We start from the raw sequence: 21058 nt of genomic DNA on the forward strand, positions 1-21058 counted from the left end.
CTCCCAGAGGTCAGGTTCGGCTAGCGGCCACGCCTCACCTCAAATGAGGCGTGGTGAGCCGTGGTGAAGCGTGGTGGCTGTAACTATCTGTTTTCACGTGTTATTTTTATGTGATCTCCATCACTTTCTGCCGTCCTGACCCGTGTTGAGGTGTGGTGAAGCGTGGTGAGCCGTGGTGAGGCGTGGCGGCGGCCCGGTTCACCGGCTGGGCGCAACCCAAGGCAGCGGCCGGTTTCCCAAGACGTGAGTTTCCTGAAATAGAAGCAATTTGCGTAATCACCAAGACCCTTCAGGGCCGGGCAGGCCGCTCATCATTTGACGGAGCGCGACGCCCCCTGTCCGCTGCCCATTATACCACGGAGGCCTGAACGGGCCGTGCGGGCTCCCAGCGGAGCCGGTCCGACCTACTTCACGATCCGGCGCTTGATCAGGTTGATCGACAGGGCGAAGGCCACATAGGCGTAGAGTAGCAGCCACGCCACATGATGCAGCAGGCCGGGATGCACGCGCCCCGCGGCCAGCTCGCGGAACACCGTCACCGCATGGAACAGGGGCTGGAAACCGGCCACTCCGGTCCAGAACGGCCCCAGCGTCTCCACCGGGAAGAACGCCCCGCTCAGGAGCCACATGGGCGTCAGCACGACAGTGAAGTAGTAGGTGAAGAAGTCGTAGTTCGGGGCGAGGGCCGTCACGAGCTGCGCCATCGCCGCGAAGGTGAGCCCCACCAGGAACGACGCCGGCATGGCCAGCACGAGATACGGGCTCTGGGCGAGCCCGGCCACGCTCACGACGCAGACCACGAAGAAGCCGCCGATGAGCCCCTTCGTCGCGCCCCAGAAGATGTCCCCGGCGACGACCTCCTCCAGCGCAACCGGCGTCAGCATTACAGCCTCGTAGGTCTTCTGCCGCGACATCCGGGTGAACGACCCGTAGGTGCACTCGAATGACGACGAATACATGATGCTGAGGCCCAGCGCGCCGGGCACGATGAAATGGATGTAGGACATGCCCCCCATTTCGGGGATCATTGACCCCAGTCCGTAGCCAAAGGCGAAGATGTAGAGGATCGGCTCGAACAGCTCGCCAAAGACCGTCGAGAGCCAAGCTCCCTGCATCCAGACGATCCGGTTGCGGTTCCAGACAGTGAGCGTCCGGATGCCGATCCACGGAAGCGCGAAGACCGCCGTCATTCGGAAATCTCCCTTCCCGCCACCTTGAGGAACACGTCCTCCAGCGTCGCCGGGCGCTGGATCACTTCCGTGAATCCCGACGCCCGCACACGGGCGGCGATATCCGCCTGTCCGTCCAGGTAGAGGTACAGCATGTCGTTGGTGATCTCGTGGCGGGGGACGGGGCTGCCGAGCGTGCCCAGGACCTCGGCCGGCTCCCGGTCGCCCAGGAACACCTCGACCACCTCCGCCCCCACGTGCCGGGCCACGAGGCTTTCCGGGGAGCCGGAATCGAGAATCCGCCCCCCGTCCATGATGAGGATGCGGTCGCAGAGCTGCTCGGCTTCCTCCATATAGTGCGTCGTGAGCAGCATCGTCGTCCCCTGGCGCTTGAGAAGCCGGAGCTTCTGCCAGATCAGGTGGCGCGCCTGCGGGTCCAGGCCGGTCGTCGGCTCGTCCAGCACCAGCAGTTCGGGCGCGTTCACCAGGGCGCGGGCGATCAGTAGCCGGCGTTTCATTCCGCCCGAGAGGTTCTCGATCTTCTCCCGCCGCTTTTCGGTCAGGTGCACGAACTCCAGCAGGTCACGGGCCCGGCGGGTCGCCTCGCCCCCCCGGATGCCGAAATACCCGGCGAACACGACGAGGTTCTGCTCCACCGTGAGGTCCGGGTCGGTCGTGTCGTCCTGGGTAACCACGCCAAGGCGGCCCTTCACGTCAACCGGGTGACGTTCCGGGTCGATGCCGAATACCTCCACCTCGCCACCGGTGCGGAACATCTGCCCGACGAGCATCTTGAGCGTGGAAGTCTTTCCCGCGCCGTTGGGCCCCAGCAGGCCAACACATTCACCCGGCGCGATATCGAAGCTGATCGCCCGGACGATCTCCAGCGCGTCAAACCTCTTTTCCAGTTCACGAACCGATATGAGTGGAGCCATAGGCAAGGGGAGAAGGAGCTTATGCCGGGGAAGGCGGCTGGCGGCCTCGCGAGACCGCCATCAGCCGATTTTCTGGACGGTCAGGTGGTCGGGATTAAGCCCGTCACGGACCAGCTTGTACCGGACGCCATCGGTGCCCTTGAACTCGGCGAAACCCTCGAACGATGTGCGGACTTCCTTGATCAGGAACTTGAGGAAGTCCTTGTTGGCCGCGGCCATTTTCTTGAGTTCCGCGACTCCGGTCGCATCACCATCGAGGTTCATCGAAACCCCCCGCCAGCACCCTCGCCTGAAACTGCACTATATCCGGCCCCGGACGCGAGGGGCAACCGGCAATGACCTTCCTACCGGCGGGCGGATGCAGCCCGGCGCGGCGCCGCACCGTTGCGGGCAGTCTTGCGGACTCCGGCCGTTTCGTTCCCCATCACGAGCCGGATCCGGTGCCGGATGACCGGCATCTCCTGCTCGAGGGCGCGGAGCTTGTCCCGGGAGATGACCAGAACGCGGCAGCCGCCTTCGGTCGTGGCCCGGTACCGGGCCAGTTGCACGCCAGCGATCCTCACGTTCTTGCCGAAATACCGGCCGGGGCCCAGTTCCAGCGGGCGGCCGCGCTCGTCCTTGAGCGGCTTGCCTCCCTGGCTGAGACGAACCGAGCCTTCCTGGATGATGTAGATATTCTGCGCCTTGGCGACTTCCGTCTCGCCGACGATCGTCTGGCGGGGCTTGAAGACCAGCGTTTCGGCGACGAGCGAGATCCGGTGGATCGCCGAGGCATCCAGCCCGGCGAACAGCTCCACTTCCTTGATCGCCTTGCGGTGGGCCCAGAGCTTCATGAATGTCTGTTCGAGCCCGTTTTCCGCCACGAACTCCATGAAGAGATCGCCTGGCAGCTCGAACACCGTCGAGGCCGACGCCGCCGTCACCGAGGCGGTGCGCTCCATCTGCTGGAGGATGGCGATTTCGCCGAAGAAGTCGCCGCGCTCCAGCTCGGCCACCCGCGTGCCGGCGACGGTCACGTCGAATGAACCCGCAAGCACGAAATAGAACGTGTCCCCGCGGGTTCCCTCACGAACGATGGTCTCCCCCTTCTGCACGTTCCGGACGGTCCCGCGGGTCAGGATGATGTCGATCCAGTAGCGGTTACGGATATCGAACAGCTTGAGCGATTCCAGAATACCAAGGACATGGAACGGGTGCACCGTATCGGCCGGAACCACCTGGAACGAATCGCCGGGCCGGGCGACAACCGAATTGGGCCCGAGTTTCCCGTCATAGGTGGACCGGTGCGTGACCACCAGCTTCTGGTCGGAACCGGCGAAATCCTTGGGATCGAGATGAATGGGCTCCCCGCCGCCATCCATCACCAGAAGATCGTACCGCTTGCCAAGGAAGCTCTTGAGCTGGTCCCGGCGGGCAGCCTCCAGGAGCCCCTTCCCGTGCATCTCGTCCAGGCCCCGGTGGTGAAGCGTGTCGCCGGAGATATAGACGCTATGCAGCTTGCCGTCCTTGTCGCGGACCGACATCTCGGCGCCGAGCGCGGGGATCGAATGGACCCCGTAGAAGAACCGGAAATCGACGCCGAAAAGCCGCACCGGCTCGTCCACCGGCACCGGCATGAAGTCCATGTAGTCGCGGATCGAACCGGGGCTCTCGCCCAGGATCGCGCCCATCTTGATGAGCAGGCATTCGAATATCTCCGGCGTGGAGATGACGAGCGGCCGGTGCTTGTCGAGCAGGAACTCCAGGAAGTTCAGGTGGTCGTCGTGGACATGGGTGACGATGATTGCCTTGACCGACTCCTTCGAAACCCCGCGCTGCTTGAGCTGGTGGTGAGTGAATGCCGGGCAGTCCCACAGGACGGCCACGCCGGACAGCCACAGCAGATAGCAGGTCGTCGGGAAGTTCGGGTCGAACCCATTGGAGGCGCCCAGAAGGTCCACGGCCAGGATCGATGGCAACTGCGCGCTCTGGGCGATGGGCGTCGAATAGGGCGGTTCGATGGGCTGGTCGAGCGGTATCTCGACCGTTTCGATCACATCGCGGCCGTCCTCGGCGCCGAGCAGCGCGAACCGGTCGTCGCCGAGCTTTCTCACGTAGAGGGGATTGTCCTCGTCATCGATCAGCAACGCGGCGTGGGAACCCTGGAATTCGACGAAATCAATGAAATCGTCGATCTGCCGGATGGAACCGTCGGCATGCTTGACGGCCAGATAGTCCAGATCGGCCCGGAGGTATTTCCGCACCGAAGGCGGAACCTTCCAGGCTCGCATCTCCTCGTCCGTCGGCCCCAGCAGCGTGATCCTGAGCATTTCACGGATGCGGTTGCATTGAGACCGGGTTCCGTAAATGCGCATTTTCCGGCCGCTCGCCAGCGCGCCCTGCACGAACACGAAGTGGTAAAACGGGAACTCGACCGCGACGAGCGAGGAGCCGTCCTTGTGGAAGGTGTCCGGCAGCACGATCGCCGACGGCATGGTCAGCTTTTTCTGGAGGATTACCTTGAGAATCTCGTTCGGGCATCCGAACAAGACGGTGAGGTCACCCCTTTTGAGGTGAACACATCCCGGTGCAACATTCGTCAACTGCATCTGTTTCCCGCCTGTTCCCGCAGCACGGCACAATCCCTGTCAGGGGCAACCGGGCCCCAGTAAGGGAAGGACAGAAGAACACCACAACCGAAACGCCCCGTCTGGAACCACCTTCCAGACAGGCCTACAGTAGGGGCGAAGGACCAGAACGCATAAATTATCAGGTAATATGCCCCTGTAGTCAACTAACATGCTGAAAGAACAGAATTTTTCAGGCAATTCCAGTGCGCTAGGTCACACCGAAACCGTGCCTTGCGCCGTTGGCATAGCGATATGGAACAACCGGAATCTCCTGCCGGGCCTGAAGCAAAGCCTTTCCGCCCTAAGCACACAGCCCCGCCTTGTCCTGCTTTTCGATAACGGTAGTACCGACGATTCGGCCGGCTGGATCGCACAGAACTGGCCGGAAGCGGTTCTCCTCAAGTCGCCGGTCAATACCGGTTTTGCCGAAGCCCATAACCGGCTTATTGAGGCAGCCTTCGCCAATCCGGAGATCACCGCCTATCTCGCCCTCAATTCCGATGCCCTGCTGGACCCGGACTTCTTTAAGTCCGCCTTTCCGGCCCTCGACCCGGAAATGAAAATGGGTGCCGTTCAGCCACTGGTTCTCCATCTCGATGAGACTATGAAGCCAACGGGCCGGATTGATACGACCGGCATCGGGTTCAATGCCCGCACGGGACTTTTTATTGATCGGCACCGGGGGGAAACCCCCGGAGCGGCTCATCAGACCGCCGGTCCGGTATTCGGCCCGAGCGGCGCGGTCGCGCTTTACCACCGTGACTGGCTCGCGGCAGTGAAAGACCCGGAGCATGGTTATTTCGACCGGCGTTTTTTCGCCTACTATGAGGACGTGGATATCTCATGGCGGGCGCGACGGCTCGGATGGAGCGCGGTTTTCATACCCGGCGCAAAAGCCTATCATCAGCGTTACGGTTCCCTGGGAGCCCGGCCGGAGCAGGAGAAGCTGCTTTACCGGAACCGGCTCTGGCTCCACCTGAAAAACGAGGGCTGGGGTTCGCTGCTCGCGCCAAAGCTCGCGGGCCGCGAACTGCTCAATCTTCTCCGGGCCGCCACGACCCGGCCGTGGCTGAGGGATGTCCTCGCTGAAAAGTTCCGGACCGCCGTGGCGATCGGCCGCGGATACGATCCGAAACTGGAAAAGATCGACCCACGTGACTACCCGGCCTAAACCCATCCGCGTCCGGTTCCTGACCCAGACGGACGAGCAGGGTGCCAGCGCCCGGCTCCGCGTCTATTCGTACGTGAACTACCTGGCAGCCGAGGGACTCCAGATCACGGTGGACCCCGCCAACACTGAAGCCACCACGATCGGGTATGCGCGTACCGCTCTTCAGCGGATGACGGGGATCGTGGAAACCGCTGCCCTGAACGATGTCATTGTGATCCAGCGGGATTTCGTCAACCACATGGTGCCGTGGATCGAATGGCTGTATGCCAAAAGCGGGCGGCCGCTCATTCTCGACGTGGACGACGCCATTGACCTGCGCCCGCCCGGACATCCCGAAGGATGGCGCAGCAAGCTGCTGGGAACCGACGGCAAGCTGGAAAGCCTGGCCCGTATGGCGCATACCGTCGTCGCTGGGAACCATTATCTCGCCGGACGCATCCGGGAGTGGAACCCAAATGTGCAGGTGATCCCCACCTGCCTCGATCTTTCCGCCTGGCCCCGCCCTGCCCCGCGGCGGCTCCCTGCCGGACGGCCCATCGTCATCGGCTGGATCGGCTCGCCCCTCACGACGTTTTACCTGGGACTCGTCAAGGAAGCCCTGCGGGGGATCGCCGCCCGGCGGCAGATCGTTTTCCGCACGGTCGGAGCCACGGCCCTCAGCTGGGAGGGGGTGCCGCTGGAACAGCGTATCTGGCGCGCCGAGACCGAACTTGCCGAGATCGAACAGTTCGACATCGGCATCATGCCGCTCACCGACGACGAATGGAGCCGGGGCAAGTGCGGCACCAAGATCATCCAGTATTTTGCCGCTGCCGTTCCGGTCGTCGCCTCTCCGGTAGGCATGAACGTGGACGCGCTCGACGGCGGAAAGGCGGGGCTCCTTGCATCGACCACCCGGGAGTGGACCGAGGCATTCGACCGCCTGCTTGGCGATCCGGGCCTTTACACGCAGCTTTCCGTGGCAGGGCGCGACCGGGCAGAGACGCAATACGACCTGCGCCGGTATGTGCCCCTCTGGTCGGAGATCATCCACAAGGCGGCGGAACGATGACCGGCAGCCAGCGACCGCGTGTGCTCGTGCTGCTCAAGACGCTGGGTATCGGTGGCGCGGAGACCCTCGTCCTGAACAGTTCCCGCCTTTGGGACCGGTCGCAGTTCGACTACCGGTTGGGCTATCTGGGGAAACCGGCCGACCTGGAACCGGAGTTCCGGTCCGGCGGATTTGAACCGGTCCGGTTCGCTCCTTCCGGCCATGCGAACGACCCTTTCAGCCTGTGGGAGCTTTTCCGCTGGATTCGCCGAGAGCAGATCACGCTGATCCACGCCCATCTTCCGGTGCCCTCCCTGTGGGCCGTTCTTGCCGCCAGGGGAACGGGCACGAAGGTCGTCGCCACGAACCATTCCCAGCCGGAGTCGATGCGCCCTCTCACCGCACGGATCGCCCGGCTCGCCTGGCCGAGGGCGGATCTCGTCATCGCCGTGGGATCATCGCTGGCGGCCGACAGCCGGACCGCACGGCGAACCGAGCTCGTGAACAACGGCGTCGAACTGGATCGCTTCGTCTCCGCCCGGCCCGCCGCTCTGGATGGCATCCCGCCTGACGCCACGGTGGTTCTGGTGCTCGGGAGCCTGATCGAACTCAAGCGGCCGCTGGAAACCCTGAACGTGTTTGAGCGGGCGGTCGAAAAGGCCGGTTCTTCAGCCAACGCGCATCTTGTATTTGCGGGCGGCGGCGAACTGGCCGCTTCCCTTGCCGCCGCCCGTGACGCCTCTCCACATGCGAAGCGCATCCATCTCCTCGGCCTGCGGCGCGATATCCCGGCCCTATGCGCACGGGCGGACATTGTGCTTCTCCTGAGCCGAACCGAAGGGCTCCCCATGGCGCTGCTCGAAGGCGGCGCGGGAGGGTGCTCGCTCATCGCCACACGGATTGCCTCCGTAGGAACTCTCGTCCGGGATGGCGAGAACGGCTTTCTCGTGACAGACGATCTGGAAGCGGCTGGTGCTCTCTCCAGACTGCTCGCCGATCCTGCGCTCCGGAAAAAGATGGGAGCCGCCTCCCGCGAGACAGTCGCCCGGGAGTTCAACCTGCAGTCCAATGTCCGCCGGATCGAGCAGCTTTACCGCGAGGTACTCGCCTGATGTGTGGCATCGCCGGCATGTTCGTGCCCGGTGCGGATTCCGCCGAACTCCAGCGGCGGGTCCGGGCGGCGGCCAGCCGCATCGCCCACCGGGGGCCGGACGACGAGGGCTACTACGCGCAGGAGGGGCTGGCACTTGGCCACCGCCGGCTGGTCGTGATCGACCGCACGGGCGGCGCGCAGCCGTTTACGGATTCCGGGGGCCGTGTCACTGCCGCCTACAACGGTGAAATCTACAACCACCGTGAACTCCGGCAGGAACTCGCCCCCGAGGGGGAGACCTTCACGACCCGCTCGGATACAGAGGTGCTGGTTCGAGCATTCGCACGGCGGGGCACGGATGCCTTCATCAAGCTGGATGGCATGTTCGCCGCCGCCCTGTGGAGGCACGCAGACCGGTCGCTGTTCCTGGTGCGCGATCCCGCAGGCGAGAAACCCCTGTTTTTCAGCGAGAACCCGCTTGGCCCTGGCAGTCCCGGCATTGCGTTCGCCAGCGAGGTTTACTCCCTGCTGGCACTCCTGCCCGAAGTGCCGCCGGTGGACCCGGCGGGCTTATGGTCATACCTGACCCTCGGCTATGCACGGGAACCGCGAATCCTCAAGGGTATCGGGCTGGTTCCGCCCGGAAGCTGGCTCCGCATCGAAAACGGCCGGATCACGGATCAGCAGCGGTACTGGCGGCCCCGGTTCACCCCCGTGCATCTGCCGGAACGGGAAGCCCTACCCTGCATCCGCCGGGCAATGAAGCTCGCGGTCCAGTCCCGACTTGAAGCCGATGTGCCGCTCGGCGCGTTCCTCTCCGGCGGAATTGATTCTTCCATCATCGTCTACGAGATGCGGCAGGCCGGGGTGGACGAGATCAACACCTTCTCGATCGGCTTCCGGGAGGGCGAAGGTTACGACGAAAGCCCGTGGGCCCGCGAGATCGGACGGCTGCTCAACACCCATCATCATGAGCAGATGTTTGGCGTGAGCGAGGCCATCGTCGAATCGACCCTGAACGCCCTCGATGAACCGATGGCCGATTCATCGGCCATCGCCACCTGGTCGCTGGCCGAACATGCCCGCCGCCATATCACCGTGGCACTGGGCGGCGACGGCGGGGACGAGGTGTTCTGCGGCTACGAGCGGTTCGCCGGTATCCTGCTGACCGAGCGGATACCCCTTGCCGTCCGGCGGCTGCTCTCGCCACTTGCCCCGCTCGTGCCGGACACGGGCGGCTACGGGAACCGCGGCGACCGGCTGCGGCGGCTTCTGCGGGATGGAATCCATCCGGCCGCCGAGCGGCTCCTCAGGTGGCAGGCGATCCAGCCCCCGGAACAGGCGCGCCGGTACATGACGGAACCGGCCGGCTTCGCTTCCCTCTTTCCCTGGCCGGCAGGTTCCACTCCAGGTTCAGGCTCCGTCATCCATGACATGCTGGCGGCGAACTTCGAGAGCTATATGCCTGACGACCTGCTGGTGAAGACCGACCGGATGACCATGAACCACGGGCTCGAACTCCGCTCGCCGTTTCTGGCGAAGGACGTGATCGAAACCGGCCTGACCCTTCCGGCCGATGGACTCGCCAGGGGACTCGCGCTCAAGCGGTGGCTGAAGAAGGCCTACGAGGGGTTTCTCCCGAATCCGGTCCTGCACCGCCGGAAGCACGGCTTCGGAGTGCCTATCCACAAATGGCTGCGGGGTGTCCTGCAGGAGTGGGCCGCCGCCCGCCTGTTCGACCGGCAGAGCCCGCTCCATGACCATGTCGATTCCGATGCTGTGCGGCTCCTGTGGAAGACCCACATGGACGGCCGGGACGGCGGCCAGCAGGTGATCTGGGCGCTGATCGTGCTGGACCACTGGCTCCGGAGAATCCGGTCATGAGCCGTCCGCTCAGGATCGTCAGGATCATCGACCGCATGAACGTGGGTGGCCCGGCCATTCATGTCACCTTGACCAGCGAGCGGCTGAACGACGGACGCCGGTTCGAGACACTGCTCGTCCGCGGCGAGATCGGCCCTGACGAAGGTGACATGAGCTATCTCCTGAAGGGCCGGAACATAAAGGAAAAATACCTGCCGTCGCTGGGCAGGAGCATTTCTCCCTGGAACGACCTTTTGGTCTTTTTCCAGCTCGTCGGCCTGCTCCGCCGCGAGCGGCCGGACGTGGTGCATACGCACAAGTCGAAGGCGGGCCTTCTGGGACGGATCGCGGCCTTTATCGCCCGTGTGCCGGTGAGAATCCACACGTTCCACGGTCATGTGTTTCACGGGTATTTCTCCCCGCTGGTCTCTCGCCTCGTGGTCTGGACGGAAAAGCTGCTTGCCCTGATTACCCACCGGATTTTTGTCGTCGGCGACCAGCTCCGGATCGAGATGACCGAAAAATACCGGCTGTGTGATCCCGCAAAAATCCTCGTCGTGCCGCTGGGACTGGACCTCGGGCCTTTCGTCGAGGCGTCGGGTGAAGGCCGGGAAAAGGCCCGGCTCGCCCTGCGGCAGTCGCTCGGCGTCGATTCAGGGAAAAAGCTCGTCGGCATCGTCGGGCGGCTGACGCGGATCAAGAACCACGCGATGTTTCTCGAAGCGGCCCGGATGATTGCCGGGAAACGCGCCGATACCGATTTCGTTATCGTGGGCGGCGGGGAACTGGAAACGGAGCTTCAGGAACTGGCACGGGCGTCGGGCATTCCGGACCAGGTTCACTTCATGGGATTCCAGACGAGAACCGCACCGATCTATGCCGGCCTCGATATCATCGCACTCACATCGGACAACGAGGGAACACCGGTGACCCTGATCGAGGCCGGGGCAGCGGGCCTGCCCGCGGTTTCGACCGATGTGGGCGCAGTGCAGACCGTGGTGATCGGGGGCGAGACCGGCTTCATGGTGCCGAAGGGCGATGCCGCCGCACTCGCGGAGAAGATAATGATGCTGCTCGACGATACAGAACTTCGCATGCGGCTCGGTGCGGCCGCCCGCCGTCATGTGACATCTAATTTTTCCATCGAACGGCTGTGCGACACGCTGGGGCGTTTGTACGAAGAACTGGCCGCAAGGAAGTAACCTAGCCCAGTTTTACTTTTGCCCAGGAACGTTTCCCGGCCTTGATGACGAGGTCGGCAGGCGGGTCGTAGCGCTGCTTCACATTCGTCACCTTTTCCCCGTTGACAGTGACTGCATTTGCCTCGATCTTCCGCCGGGCATCCTTTTTAGACTCGGCTATCTTCGCCTCGACCATCAGGTCAGCGAGATCCCGTCCGCCGGTGAAGGAAAACTCCGGCATATCTTCCGGCGTCTCGCCCTTGGAGAACTGGGCTTCCCAGTCCTGCTGCGCCTTCCGGGCGGCTTCCCCGCCGTGATAGCGGGTCACGATCTCGCGGGCGAGGGACTTCTTGGCATCCATCGGGTGGCCCGTCTTGCGCCGGGCAATCTCATCCAAAGGCTCGGCCGAGAGAAGCTCGTAGTACTTCCACATCAGGTCATCTGAAATGCTCATCAGCTTGCCAAACTGCTCGAACGGGGGTTCGGTGATGCCGACGTAGTTGCCGAGCGACTTCGACATCTTCTCGATGCCCCGGATCCCCTCCAGGAGCGGCATCGTCAGGATGCACTGGGGCCGCTGGCCATAGGACTCCTGAAGGGCGCGACCCACCAGGAGATTGAACCTCTGGTCGTTTCCGCCCAGCTCCACGTCTGCCTGAAGTGCCACTGAATCGTACCCCTGCACCAGCGGATACAGGAACTCGTGAATGTGGATCGGCGTGTGGCCCAGATACCTCTTGCTGAAGTCGTCCCGCTCCAGGATGCGCGCAACCGTGTAGTGGGCGGCGAGTTTCACCATGTCACTCGCGGACATCCTGTCCATCCACTCGCCATTGAAACGGACTTCGGTTTTTGCCGGATCGAGGATCCTGAATACCTGCGCCTTGTAGGTCTCGGCATTCTTCCTGATCTCGTCTTCCGAAAGCGGCGGACGGGTTTCGTTCTTCCCCGTCGGGTCGCCGATCTTTCCGGTAAAGTCACCGATGAGGAAAACCACCGTATGCCCCAGCTCCTGGAAATGCCGCATCTTGTGGATGAGAACCGTGTGGCCTAGGTGCAGGTCCGGAGCCGTCGGATCGAACCCGGCCTTCACGCGGAGCGGCTTTCCCGTGGCGACGGAGCGGCGAAGCTTTTCCTTCAACTCCGGCTCCGGAACGATCTCCACCGCCCCGCGGCAGATCAGTTCCCACTGGCGCAGGAAGTCGCGCTCCTGCGCGTCATTCAGCCTGGTTTCGTCCGTGGTCACGCGGTTTTCTTTTCTTCCCGGCCACCGTCCAGCGGGCGGTTCACCCGCACGATGGACCGGCTTTGCCCGGTCGCCGTGTCAATGTCCAGCACCACGCCACACAGGCGGGCGCCACCGCCGGCCATTTCGCCCTTTTCGGGAATCTTGCGCACGAACCGGCGGACTGAAATCTCCGCATTCATGCCGATCACCGAATCGTAGGGGCCGGTCATCCCTGCGTCGGTAATATAGGCGCACCCGCCGGGCAATATCCGCTCGTCGGCCGTCTGCACGTGCGTGTGGGTGCCGATCACGGCGCTCGCCCGGCCGTCACAGAAAACCCCCATTGCCTGCTTTTCGGAGGTCGTCTCGGCGTGCATGTCCACCAGGATACAGGGAGTCTCGTTCCGGAGTCCCTCCAGCGCCCGGTCCACTGCTTCCCATGGATCCGCAGGAACCGGGTTCATGAAAACCGCGCCCATCACGCAAACGACCCCGATTTTCACCCCGCCGGGGGCATCGATCACCGTCATGCCCCGCCCCGGCGTACGCGAGGGATAGTTCACCGGCCGGAGCAGCAGCGGGCAGTCGCCCCGGTCCATCGGGTCGATGATCTCGTGCCGGTCAAAGATGTGGTTACCGCTTGTCAGACAGTCAGCCCCGGCCTGCACCAGTTCCCTGTATATATCCGGCGTAATGCCGTGACCGGTGGCGGCGTTCTCGCAGTTGGCCACCACCACGTCAACCCCGAACTCGCGGATCACGCCCGGAAGCAGCGTCCGGAACGCCTTGCGCCCCGCCGGGCCGAAAATATCGCCTGAAAAAAAGAGTTTCATTGTTTCCGGACCGGTTACCTCGCAAACTCCGTCGCCCGCGTCTCGCGGAATACCGTGATCTTGATCTGGCCAGGGTAAGTGACCTCGGCCTCGATCTTCTTCGCGATTTCCTTCGAGAGCGCATAGGCCTCGTCGTCCGACACCTTGCTGTTGTCCACCATGATCCGGAGTTCCCGGCCCGCCTGCACGGCATAGCTGCGCTCGACGCCGGGGAAGCTGCTGGCGATCTTCTCAAGCGACTCGACCCGCTTTACGTACGATTCCATCTGTTCGCGGCGGCTGCCCGGCCGGGCAGCCGAGAGGGCGTCGGCGGCCTGGGTGATGGCGGCCCAGATGGTCGGCGGATCGTCGTCATGGTGGCAGGAAACGCCCACGATCACGTCCTCCTTCTCGCCGTATTTTCTCAGCAGGTCGCCGCCGATATAGGCGTGCGGCCCTTCCACGTCATGCGAAACCGCCTTTCCGATATCGTGCAGCAGGCCGCAGCGGCGGGCGACAGGCACGTTGAGCTTCAGCTCGGAAGCCATGATCCCGCACAGGAAGGCCACCTCCATCGAATGGGTGAGCTGGTTCTGCGTATAGCTGGTCCGGTATTTGAGGGAACCCAGCAGCTTGAGGATTTCGGGATGGACACCTGTCAGTCCGAGGTCCATCACCGCCTGGTCGGCGGCCTCCTTGCAGGATTTCTCCACCTCGCGCTCGGACTTGGCGACCACTTCCTCGATCCGGGCCGGATGGATACGGCCGTCGGCGATCAGTTTCTCCAGCGACCGCTTGGCCACCTCCCGCCGGAGCGGATTGTAGCCGGAAATGACGATCGTCTCCGGCGTGTCATCGATGATGAAGTCCATGCCGGTGGCGACTTCCAGGGCGCGGATGTTGCGCCCCTCGCGGCCGATGATGCGGCCCTTGATCTCGTCGCCCGGTATCTTGACGACGCTGACCATGCGTTCGGCGGCATAGTCGCCCGAATAGCGGTTGATGGCGAGGGCGATGATCTTTTTGGCGCTCTCCTCGACCTTCTCCTTCGCCTGCGTCTCAAGCTGGCGGGCAATACGGGCCGCCTCCAGCTTTGCGTCTTCCTCGACCGATGAGAGAAGCTGCTTTCTGGCTTCCTCGGCCGTCAGCGAGGCCACCTGTTCCAGCTGCTTCTGGAGTGCCGTCTGCTTTTCCTTTACGGCCACCTGTTGCGTCTCCAGCGACCGCAGCCGGTCGGCATAACCCGCCTCGGTGCGTTTCAGGTTTTCCTGCTGCGTCTTGAGATCCCGCTCCTCGCGCTGAAGCCGGTCCAGACGGTCCTGCACGTCGCGTTCCTTGTCCCGCATCCGGCGCTCGGACTTTTCCGCTTCCTTCAGGGCGTCGCGGGCATCCCGTTCGAGTTCCTCCCGCGTGCGCTGGGCCTTGTCACGGGCCTTCTCGACGATCTCCTTCTCGATCTCCCGCGCCCGCATCTCGGCCTTCTTCACCATGTCCTCGCGCAGCCGCTGGGCATCGCCGAGCATCTTCTGCTCACGGCTCCGGCCCAGCACCATCACACCCACCACACCAAGTATCAGTCCCGCCACGCCGGCCCCCGCCGGCACCAGATATTCCATCACTCAATCTCCCTGCTGTTTCCGGATTCGCAGGTCGCGGGTCTCGGTCACCAGCCGGTGAACCGGCCGGTCCCACGCCTCACGGGGCAGTTCATCCACAACGAAGGCATCGGCCGCCACGCCAACGCTCACACCCCGGAATCCGGCATCGCCGAGAACCCGGTCATAAAATCCCTTGCCGCGCCCCAGCCGGTAGCCGGCGAGATCGAACGCAAGCCCCGGTACCAGCAGCACGTCTATTTCCGCCAGCGGGACCAGTTCGGCCGCCGGTGCGGGCTCCCTCAGCCCGAACGCCCCTGCCACAAACGGTCCCGATGCTTTCGCCGCCCGGAACTCCATCTGTCCTTCACCGGTGACACGTGGCCAGGCGAGCCGGGCACCCCGGCTCTCTATTTCGACTGCAACGGCCGTGAGATCGGGCTCCGGCTGGGCGGCGCAAAAGAGCGCCACCGTCCGGGCAGATCGCAATGTTTCCATGCCCGTCAGGCGTTCGGAGATGGAACCCGACACGGTTCGATCCGGAGGTGGGATTTCGCGCCGGAACCGGTTCCGGAGGGCCGCCTTGGATTCGGACGCGGTAACCATCGCTTCTGCCAGGGCCTTTCCGCCCCGGACCCCGCCCGGTTTGTCGCAAAACCGAACGCCGGTCCTAGGCTGACAGACCTTTCACGAAGGAGGAAACGCCGGAACTACTGGTGCACCAGGCAAAAGGGACTCAGCACCGCAGGCCGCCAAAGCGGCCGGAACTTCCGGGTGGTGAGGCGGGCCGCACCCAGGTGCGGCGCTGTTTTGCATGATAAGCCGGCAAGCGGCCCGGGATGATGCCGGAACGGGGAGCGGCCGGCTGCGCCAGCGCCCCCTCAAGCCCATCCTGGTCCGCACGGACGAACGCGCCCACCGCAGTCCAGAAGACTGCCAGAAGCACGAAAATCGCAACGATTCCTGTCATTCGGTCAAGGTCTTTGTCATTACTGGCCGCCCGGAAAATCCGGTGGCCGAACCGGAAAAAGTATACCCCGTGGCCGGAAGCGGTTGCAACCGGGACACGGGGCATGATTGCGGATAATACCCCCAGAACGCCGTGCTGCCGTCGTGTTCCTGAGACCCGCTGTTAGCAGGTGGGCGTCGTAAACCGGCATCCGATATGGGTTCCCGCCCGGACCGCAAGCGGTCAGCGGCCTCCCCGGCGCCGGCTGGAACAACTCCCAGGAATTTGGAATAGGCTCAGAGAACTTGTAACGGTCTGTTCACGTACGCCCCAGGGGAATTTCAAACCTGTATGTCTGCGGCAGGCCCCGCCTCCCTGAACCGTTCCGCACCGGAACGGCCTTGCGCGCCTGCCAACAGCTACCAGTAGTGCTACGGAACCGCCCCGCTGGCAATACCCCCGGCCCCGGCAAGCGTGTATCTGGCCGAAAGCACGGCTGATTTTTTTTAGTTGACGCTTAGGTTATACAAGCGGCTGCCGCTCCGGAGCCTTCTGACCGGGCAACCGGGACAACTCCGCCCAGCGAGACGGGAACTCAATGATCTGGCGCTTTATCGTCACCGTTTACATTTTCCTCAAATATGCCCTGATCAAGCTCGCCGACATGCTCATGGTCCGGCGGATCGGTTTCTTGCTGACGGGGCGGAACTATTTTCCGCTGACCACACCGGTCCTGATGCGCAAGGCTTTCGAGGATCTCGGACCGACCTACATCAAGCTGGCGCAGATCATTGCCTCCAGCGAGGGGCTTTTCCCCAAGGCTTACTCCGAGGAGTTCCGCAAATGCCTTGACCGGGTTCCGCCGTTCTCGTTCCATGAGGTCGAACGCATCCTGCAGGAGGAGTTCGGCCGTCCGTTCAAGCAGGTTTACCGGACCTTCGAGGTGAAGCCGATCGCCGCCGCCTCGATCGCCCAGGTCCATTTCGCCACGCTCTCCAGCGGCGAGGAAGTGGTCGTCAAGATCCAGCGCCCCCATATCGAGGAGCGCGTCGTGAACGACATGAAGATCATGGGCCTTATCGCCCGGATCATCCAGGCTGTCGTGCCCCATGCCGAACTGGCCAATCCGGTCGGCGTCGTGGAGGATTTCCGCAGCACGATCGTCCAGGAACTGGATTTCCGTCTTGAAGGCAGGAACATGGACCAGTTCAACGAGATCATGAAGCTCGCCGACAACTCCTCCGTGGTCGCACCGCTTGTCTACTGGGACTATACCACCAAGCGCGTCCTGACGATGGAGCGGTTCAAGGGCTGGCGGGTGGACGACTACGAAGGCATCCTCGCCTCGCCTTACAACAGCGAGGAAAAGCTCGTCGCGGGCCTCCGCGGCTGGTTCCAGTGCATCATCCTGCACGGGTTCTTTCACGGCGATGTCCACGCCGGGAACCTGATGCTCCTGCACGACGGACGGATCGGGTTCCTCGACTTCGGCATCATCGGCCGGTTCGACGAGCAGAAGAAGGTCATGGTGATGGAATACATCATGGCCTTCCAGCGCGGGAACTTCAGCAAGCTGGCACAGGTGCTGGTCGACATGGGAAGCGTGAGCCAGAAGGTCGATGTGGAACAGATGGCCAAGGATCTGGAAGGCTGCTACGGGCCATGGCTGACGACCAGCTTTTCAAATCTCAAGATCGGCGAGGTCCTTCCTGACGTCATGCGCGTGTCGGTCAAGCACAGGATGCGGCTCCCCAACGAATTCGTCCTGATCACCAAGCAGCTTCTCTATTTCGACAAGTACGCGAAGAACCTCGCGCCCAAGCTCAACATCTTCAACGACGCAAGGCTGGTCAACTTCATGCTGGCAGATTTCCAGATGGCCCAGAAACTGAAGGGCTCCCAGGCTCGCGGCACCGCCTGATATCTGCAGCTATCTGCCCTGCTGCCACGGACGGCTGAAGAAATCGAACAGCAGCGCGTTCAGGATTCCCGTACCCAGGTACTGATAGGGCACATAAACCATCCCGCACCGGCCATCGAGTTCGCGGAAGAAGAAAATGTCCGTGTCCATCGGCCGGGCTGATCCGGAGTACACGTAATAGAGTTTCGTCAGATCCACCTTGCGGGTGACATAGGGAAAGCTCTCGTCGCACGCGACCGGCATTCCCCAGGAAAACCGGAGCAGGTCCCGGAGCGTGTCGCCCAGTTCCGGCGGCACGCCAAACCGCTTCTGGAACAGGAAATCCACCGTGATGGAGTGCGACTCGGTTTTCCTGGCTCCGCTCAGGTCCATCGTCAGGATTTTCGACAGGTCTCCCTTTCCCTTGTCGCGGATTTCGGGGAGGTTGAACGTGAGGCGGTGGATGTAAAGCTGGTTGAGGGCCTTCTCCACCTTTGCAGCCGACTGCGAAACGAAATACTCCGGCGGAAGCGACGTCGCCTCGGCAGCGACCTGGGCGACTCCCGGCGCAAAGTTGCGGGCGATGGCAGCGTAGGACTTCAGATCGCCCTTGGGTGCCGCCTTCACCCGCTCGGACATTTCCAGAATCAGTTTGGAATAGCGGGTCGTGAACCGGACGAGCTTGCCTTCAACCCCCGGCACGTTTTCCAGCTTTTCGAGCTTCTGCTTTTCCGGCTCGCCGAGGTTTCCAAGCGGGCTGTCGCCCCCCAGGATGGAATCGAGGGATGGCTCGTCTCCGGCTGGTGAGCGGCTCAGGGCCGGATTGCCCGGACGGGGCACCGCAGTCTTCGCCGGCGGGGCTTTCGTTCCCGGCGCGGCGCTTTTGCCCGGCTTGATCAGGCCGGCCCAGGCTGTGCTGCCCTTCGCATTGGTCATGTACTGCCGGGCCTTTTCGACCTGTGCAACCGGATGGTCCTCGGTAAGGCCCAGCAGCTTACGCCCCAGCAGCACGATGACCCCCTCCACCAGATCCTGGACGAGATTCTCCTCGTTCAGGTCAAACTGGACAGTCGAGGTCTCCGTGTCGGATTTAAAGATGTTCAGCAGGTAGTTCGCGACATCTTCGGAACTGGCCTGCTTCAGGTCCTGAAGCGCCAGCTTCTGGCCGGAACGGCCGATCACCAGGATGAGGCAGTACTGAACGGCCCCCGCAGCGTTGGTGACGTTGGTGATGACATGGAGCTTGTTTTGCCCGGAGCCACGGCTGACAAGCTTGAAGCGGAGTTCCTGCACCTTAATTCTACGTCCTGGATCTGGCCGAATTCGTTTCTTTCCGGATACCCGCTTCCGGGTTCCGTTTCAAACACGCCGAGAGACCTGTCCGCCAGCGGCGAACCGCGCCGCCATGAGCGGCGCGCCCGCTGCCTCTTCCAGCAGGTCAAGGGTGAAGCGGTCGATCTCGTCAAACAGCCTCGGCTCCACCCGCAACCGCTTCCACTGCGACGGAGGACGGGTTCTCAGCACCTCGAAACTTTTCAGCGCGGCAGGCGATATCCGGTCCTCCTTCGACACGGCCGTGCAGTAGCCGCACACCGGTCCCCGCGAAGCCCGGACGAACTTCCATGCCGTACGGACCAGGCTTCGGCCACATTCGACGCACCTTCCGAACGACGGTGCCAGTCCTTCACGGGCGAGCAGTTCAAACGAAACGGCCACCCTCACAGCCGCCACGTTCATCGCCGGGTCCCGGAGAAGGTCAAGCCCCTGGACCAGAAGGTCATACAGACCGGGAAGCGGCTCCCCAGCAGGAGCAAAACGGTCCACGAAATCGGCCCAGAGCGCAGCGGTAGCCAGCCGCTCGAAGTCCGGGAACCCCGCCGGTGTGCGACTTGAAGCTTCCACCCGCAACAGCAGCGTGCGATCGCTCCGGCCCGGCCGCCAGGCGGCATGAACCTCACGATAAAGATCGAGTGCCACCCCGAACCGCTCGCGGGAGGCACGGGCCGACTTCGCCATGGCGGTGAGTTTCCCGTTTTCCCGGGTCAGCAGGGTGGCGATACGGTCCGATTCGCCCGAATCGTACAGACGGAGCACCAGTGCGTTATCCACCAGTTCCACCCTAGTTTGCCCTGCCCTTCAGGCCCTCTGCGCCGCCAATGGTTCGCCACCAGCGGTTGTGCATCTCGACCGAATCGATGCCGTAGACCTGCCGGAACGCGGCGTCCAGTTCCGCACCGGCAGCGAACGCATCGATCAGGGCCAGTATATTCCGGCGGGGATAGGCCGTCGTCATGTATTTCACGAGGGAAAACGACTGCAGGTACAGCTGGGCGGCGGCCTCCGGCCCCAGAAAGTTCCAGCCGATCGTACCCAGCATCGCAATCGACGGCGGAATCCAGCCCGCCGGAGGCCTGTAATTGTTCCATTTCCAAGTGGAGTTATCCGGCTCGGCAAGCTGCGCGAGCCCCTCATGCAGCCAGCGCGGGATACGGCTGTACCCCGTACCCGCCCGGTCATGGATCAGGGCATGCACGTATTCATGGTACAGGGTGTTGCGGGTGGCGGCATCAATCGAGGCCGCCTTCTCCGACGGCACCCGGATCTTCTGGCCGTCCCAGAACCCGCCGGACCAGTCCGGCGCGAATCCCTTTGCCGCCAGTTGCCGGTAACTGCCGCCCGTGAAGAGAATGATCGAGATCTTCTGCCGTGGCGTGTGATCCAGCAGACGCCCCACCTCACGCCAGGCCTGCTCCATGATCTGGAGAAGCTGGTAAGCGGCGGCGAGATTCACCGCGCCGTCGAACTCCACACGGAAATGCTCGCTCTCCCGGCCGGTATAGTTCCCCTTGATCGTCTGCTCGGACTCGATCCGTGAAAGGAGCGCCCGGGCGCCGGGATCGCCCGGCGAATACTGGAGCTGCTCGCGCAGGAAACGGATGGCGAGATCGTCCCGGTTCCGGCCGTGGTAAACCTGCCCGAGCGCGCCCGCAAAACCGCGGCTCGACCCTCCCCGGTCCACGTAGGCTTGCAGGTGTTTCACCGCGGAATAGCTGTCTCCGAGCTGGAGGCTCGCCATTCCCCATGGCCTCAGGTGGTCGGTGAAGGACGGACCCAGCGCGTCCAGCCTCTCGAATACGCGGATCGCCTCGGCCGGCTTCCCTTCGCCGAAGTAAAGCTGCATCCCCTCATAGAGAAGAAGGTAGGACTTGAGCTGGCCCAGCAGCACCGGATCGTCCGGGTAGAGCCGTTCCACATCGGCGTAATGTTTCCGTGCGGACGGGATATCCCGTGCCCGTATGGCTCCTCCCAGACCGCTCACCGCCTGCTGGAGTTCGTCGAAGTGTCCGGGCCGGATGCGGTCAAACTCGAACACGGCCTCCGGACGCTGGTTGTCCGGATTCCCCGGTATCCGCAGACGCATCTGCGAGGCAGGCCCGGCCGGGGCCTGTGCATACAGGGACCCGGACATGAGGGAAACCGCCATCAATGCGGCTGGCAGGCAGTACAAGCGAAACAATGCGGG

18 protein-coding genes and 1 other RNA gene are annotated in these 21058 nt (G+C 63.2%); 7 read left to right on the forward strand and 12 right to left on the reverse strand.

Annotation, left to right across the window (positions count from 1 at the left end; translation table 11 throughout):
• Nucleotides 1–404: 404 nt before the first annotated feature.
• The 4 genes from KIT79_14090 to KIT79_14105 all read right to left on the reverse strand — a co-directional run bounded on the left by KIT79_14090 (nucleotide 405) and on the right by KIT79_14105 (nucleotide 4686).
• A complete protein-coding gene (locus KIT79_14090; GenBank protein MCW5830434.1) occupies nucleotides 405–1190 on the reverse strand; it encodes an ABC transporter permease in 786 nt (261 codons plus the stop codon).
• The gene (locus KIT79_14095) at nucleotides 1187–2104 is read right to left on the reverse strand and encodes an ABC transporter ATP-binding protein (GenBank protein ID MCW5830435.1); all 918 of its coding nucleotides are present in this window, start codon (nucleotides 2102–2104) and stop codon (nucleotides 1187–1189) included. Before KIT79_14095 ends, KIT79_14090 begins: the two co-directional genes overlap by 4 nt.
• A gap of 60 nt (nucleotides 2105–2164) precedes the next feature.
• Nucleotides 2165–2368 (reverse strand): hypothetical protein, encoded by a 204-nt coding sequence (locus KIT79_14100; protein MCW5830436.1) that lies wholly within the window; start codon nucleotides 2366–2368, stop codon nucleotides 2165–2167.
• An 80-nt stretch (nucleotides 2369–2448) separates the two neighbouring features.
• Nucleotides 2449–4686: a cyclic nucleotide-binding domain-containing protein gene (locus KIT79_14105; protein ID MCW5830437.1), complete on the reverse strand. Its 2238-nt coding sequence runs from the start codon at nucleotides 4684–4686 to the stop codon at nucleotides 2449–2451.
• Nucleotides 4687–4939: 253 nt separating this feature from the next.
• Between KIT79_14105 and KIT79_14110 the strand changes: the two genes are divergently transcribed.
• From KIT79_14110 to KIT79_14130, 5 genes are read left to right on the forward strand one after another with little or no spacing between them, the layout of a single operon-like run.
• Nucleotides 4940–5884 (forward strand): glycosyltransferase family 2 protein, encoded by a 945-nt coding sequence (locus KIT79_14110; GenBank protein MCW5830438.1) that lies wholly within the window; start codon nucleotides 4940–4942, stop codon nucleotides 5882–5884.
• Nucleotides 5868–6935: a glycosyltransferase family 4 protein gene (locus tag KIT79_14115; protein MCW5830439.1), complete on the forward strand. Its 1068-nt coding sequence runs from the start codon at nucleotides 5868–5870 to the stop codon at nucleotides 6933–6935. The genes KIT79_14110 and KIT79_14115 overlap by 17 nt, the downstream gene beginning before the upstream one ends.
• Nucleotides 6932–8026, forward strand: coding sequence for a glycosyltransferase (locus KIT79_14120; protein MCW5830440.1), 1095 nt, complete (start codon nucleotides 6932–6934; stop codon nucleotides 8024–8026). The genes KIT79_14115 and KIT79_14120 overlap by 4 nt, the downstream gene beginning before the upstream one ends.
• Nucleotides 8026–9891 (forward strand): asparagine synthase (glutamine-hydrolyzing), encoded by a 1866-nt coding sequence (gene asnB, locus KIT79_14125; GenBank protein ID MCW5830441.1) that lies wholly within the window; start codon nucleotides 8026–8028, stop codon nucleotides 9889–9891. The genes KIT79_14120 and asnB overlap by 1 nt, the downstream gene beginning before the upstream one ends.
• Entirely contained in the window at nucleotides 9888–11072 is a 1185-nt protein-coding gene (locus tag KIT79_14130; protein ID MCW5830442.1) for a glycosyltransferase family 4 protein, read from the forward strand. The genes asnB and KIT79_14130 overlap by 4 nt, the downstream gene beginning before the upstream one ends.
• Nucleotide 11073: 1 nt before the next feature.
• Here the strand turns inward: KIT79_14130 and KIT79_14135 are convergent, their stop codons facing one another.
• From KIT79_14135 to KIT79_14150, 4 genes are read right to left on the reverse strand one after another with little or no spacing between them, the layout of a single operon-like run.
• Nucleotides 11074–12249 carry a tyrosine--tRNA ligase gene (locus tag KIT79_14135; protein ID MCW5830443.1) on the reverse strand — a complete coding sequence of 392 codons (1176 nt, stop codon included), beginning with the start codon at nucleotides 12247–12249 and terminating at the stop codon, nucleotides 11074–11076.
• A 44-nt stretch (nucleotides 12250–12293) separates the two neighbouring features.
• On the reverse strand, nucleotides 12294–13112 hold the full coding sequence (locus KIT79_14140) for a TIGR00282 family metallophosphoesterase (GenBank protein MCW5830444.1): 819 nt from the start codon (nucleotides 13110–13112) through the stop codon (nucleotides 12294–12296).
• Nucleotides 13113–13126: 14 nt separating this feature from the next.
• Complete coding sequence (rny, locus tag KIT79_14145; GenBank protein MCW5830445.1) at nucleotides 13127–14707, reverse strand: ribonuclease Y; 1581 nt, start codon at nucleotides 14705–14707, stop codon at nucleotides 13127–13129.
• Nucleotides 14708–14710: 3 nt separating this feature from the next.
• On the reverse strand, nucleotides 14711–15292 hold the full coding sequence (locus tag KIT79_14150) for a 5-formyltetrahydrofolate cyclo-ligase (GenBank protein MCW5830446.1): 582 nt from the start codon (nucleotides 15290–15292) through the stop codon (nucleotides 14711–14713).
• Between the two features lie 208 nt (nucleotides 15293–15500).
• Between KIT79_14150 and KIT79_14155 the strand changes: the two genes are divergently transcribed.
• Entirely contained in the window at nucleotides 15501–15773 is a 273-nt protein-coding gene (locus KIT79_14155; GenBank protein ID MCW5830447.1) for a hypothetical protein, read from the forward strand.
• Here the strand turns inward: KIT79_14155 and ssrS are convergent.
• Nucleotides 15772–15975: non-coding RNA, 6S RNA (ssrS, locus tag KIT79_14160), on the reverse strand. The genes KIT79_14155 and ssrS overlap by 2 nt on opposite strands.
• A 258-nt stretch (nucleotides 15976–16233) precedes the next feature.
• On the opposite strand from ssrS, the gene KIT79_14165 reads away from it, so the two are divergent.
• Complete coding sequence (locus KIT79_14165) at nucleotides 16234–17556, forward strand: AarF/ABC1/UbiB kinase family protein (protein MCW5830448.1); 1323 nt, start codon at nucleotides 16234–16236, stop codon at nucleotides 17554–17556.
• Nucleotides 17557–17565: 9 nt separating this feature from the next.
• Here the strand turns inward: KIT79_14165 and KIT79_14170 are convergent, their stop codons facing one another.
• From KIT79_14170 to KIT79_14180, 3 genes are all read right to left on the reverse strand, one after another.
• Nucleotides 17566–18828 (reverse strand): hypothetical protein, encoded by a 1263-nt coding sequence (locus tag KIT79_14170; protein ID MCW5830449.1) that lies wholly within the window; start codon nucleotides 18826–18828, stop codon nucleotides 17566–17568.
• A gap of 66 nt (nucleotides 18829–18894) precedes the next feature.
• Entirely contained in the window at nucleotides 18895–19644 is a 750-nt protein-coding gene (gene recO / locus KIT79_14175) for a DNA repair protein RecO (GenBank protein ID MCW5830450.1), read from the reverse strand.
• Nucleotides 19645–19654: 10 nt separating this feature from the next.
• Entirely contained in the window at nucleotides 19655–21004 is a 1350-nt protein-coding gene (locus tag KIT79_14180; protein MCW5830451.1) for a hypothetical protein, read from the reverse strand.
• Nucleotides 21005–21058: the final 54 nt, after the last annotated feature.

The organism is Deltaproteobacteria bacterium (genome assembly GCA_026129095.1).
In the GTDB taxonomy this organism is placed as follows: domain Bacteria; phylum JAGRBM01; class JAGRBM01; order JAGRBM01; family JAHCIT01; genus JAHCIT01.

Coding starts and splice junctions, on each gene's coding strand:
- KIT79_14090 (MCW5830434.1), bottom strand. CDS start 1,190: ATGACGGCGGTCTTCGCGCTTCCGTGGATCGGCATCCGGACGCTCACT.
- KIT79_14095 (MCW5830435.1), bottom strand. CDS start 2,104: ATGGCTCCACTCATATCGGTTCGTGAACTGGAAAAGAGGTTTGACGCG.
- KIT79_14100 (MCW5830436.1), bottom strand. CDS start 2,368: ATGAACCTCGATGGTGATGCGACCGGAGTCGCGGAACTCAAGAAAATG.
- KIT79_14120 (MCW5830440.1), top strand. CDS start 6,932: ATGACCGGCAGCCAGCGACCGCGTGTGCTCGTGCTGCTCAAGACGCTG.
- asnB (MCW5830441.1), top strand. CDS start 8,026: ATGTGTGGCATCGCCGGCATGTTCGTGCCCGGTGCGGATTCCGCCGAA.
- KIT79_14130 (MCW5830442.1), top strand. CDS start 9,888: ATGAGCCGTCCGCTCAGGATCGTCAGGATCATCGACCGCATGAACGTG.
- KIT79_14140 (MCW5830444.1), bottom strand. CDS start 13,112: ATGAAACTCTTTTTTTCAGGCGATATTTTCGGCCCGGCGGGGCGCAAG.
- rny (MCW5830445.1), bottom strand. CDS start 14,707: ATGGAATATCTGGTGCCGGCGGGGGCCGGCGTGGCGGGACTGATACTT.
- KIT79_14150 (MCW5830446.1), bottom strand. CDS start 15,292: ATGGTTACCGCGTCCGAATCCAAGGCGGCCCTCCGGAACCGGTTCCGG.
- KIT79_14155 (MCW5830447.1), top strand. CDS start 15,501: ATGATAAGCCGGCAAGCGGCCCGGGATGATGCCGGAACGGGGAGCGGC.
- KIT79_14165 (MCW5830448.1), top strand. CDS start 16,234: ATGATCTGGCGCTTTATCGTCACCGTTTACATTTTCCTCAAATATGCC.
- KIT79_14180 (MCW5830451.1), bottom strand. CDS start 21,004: ATGTCCGGGTCCCTGTATGCACAGGCCCCGGCCGGGCCTGCCTCGCAG.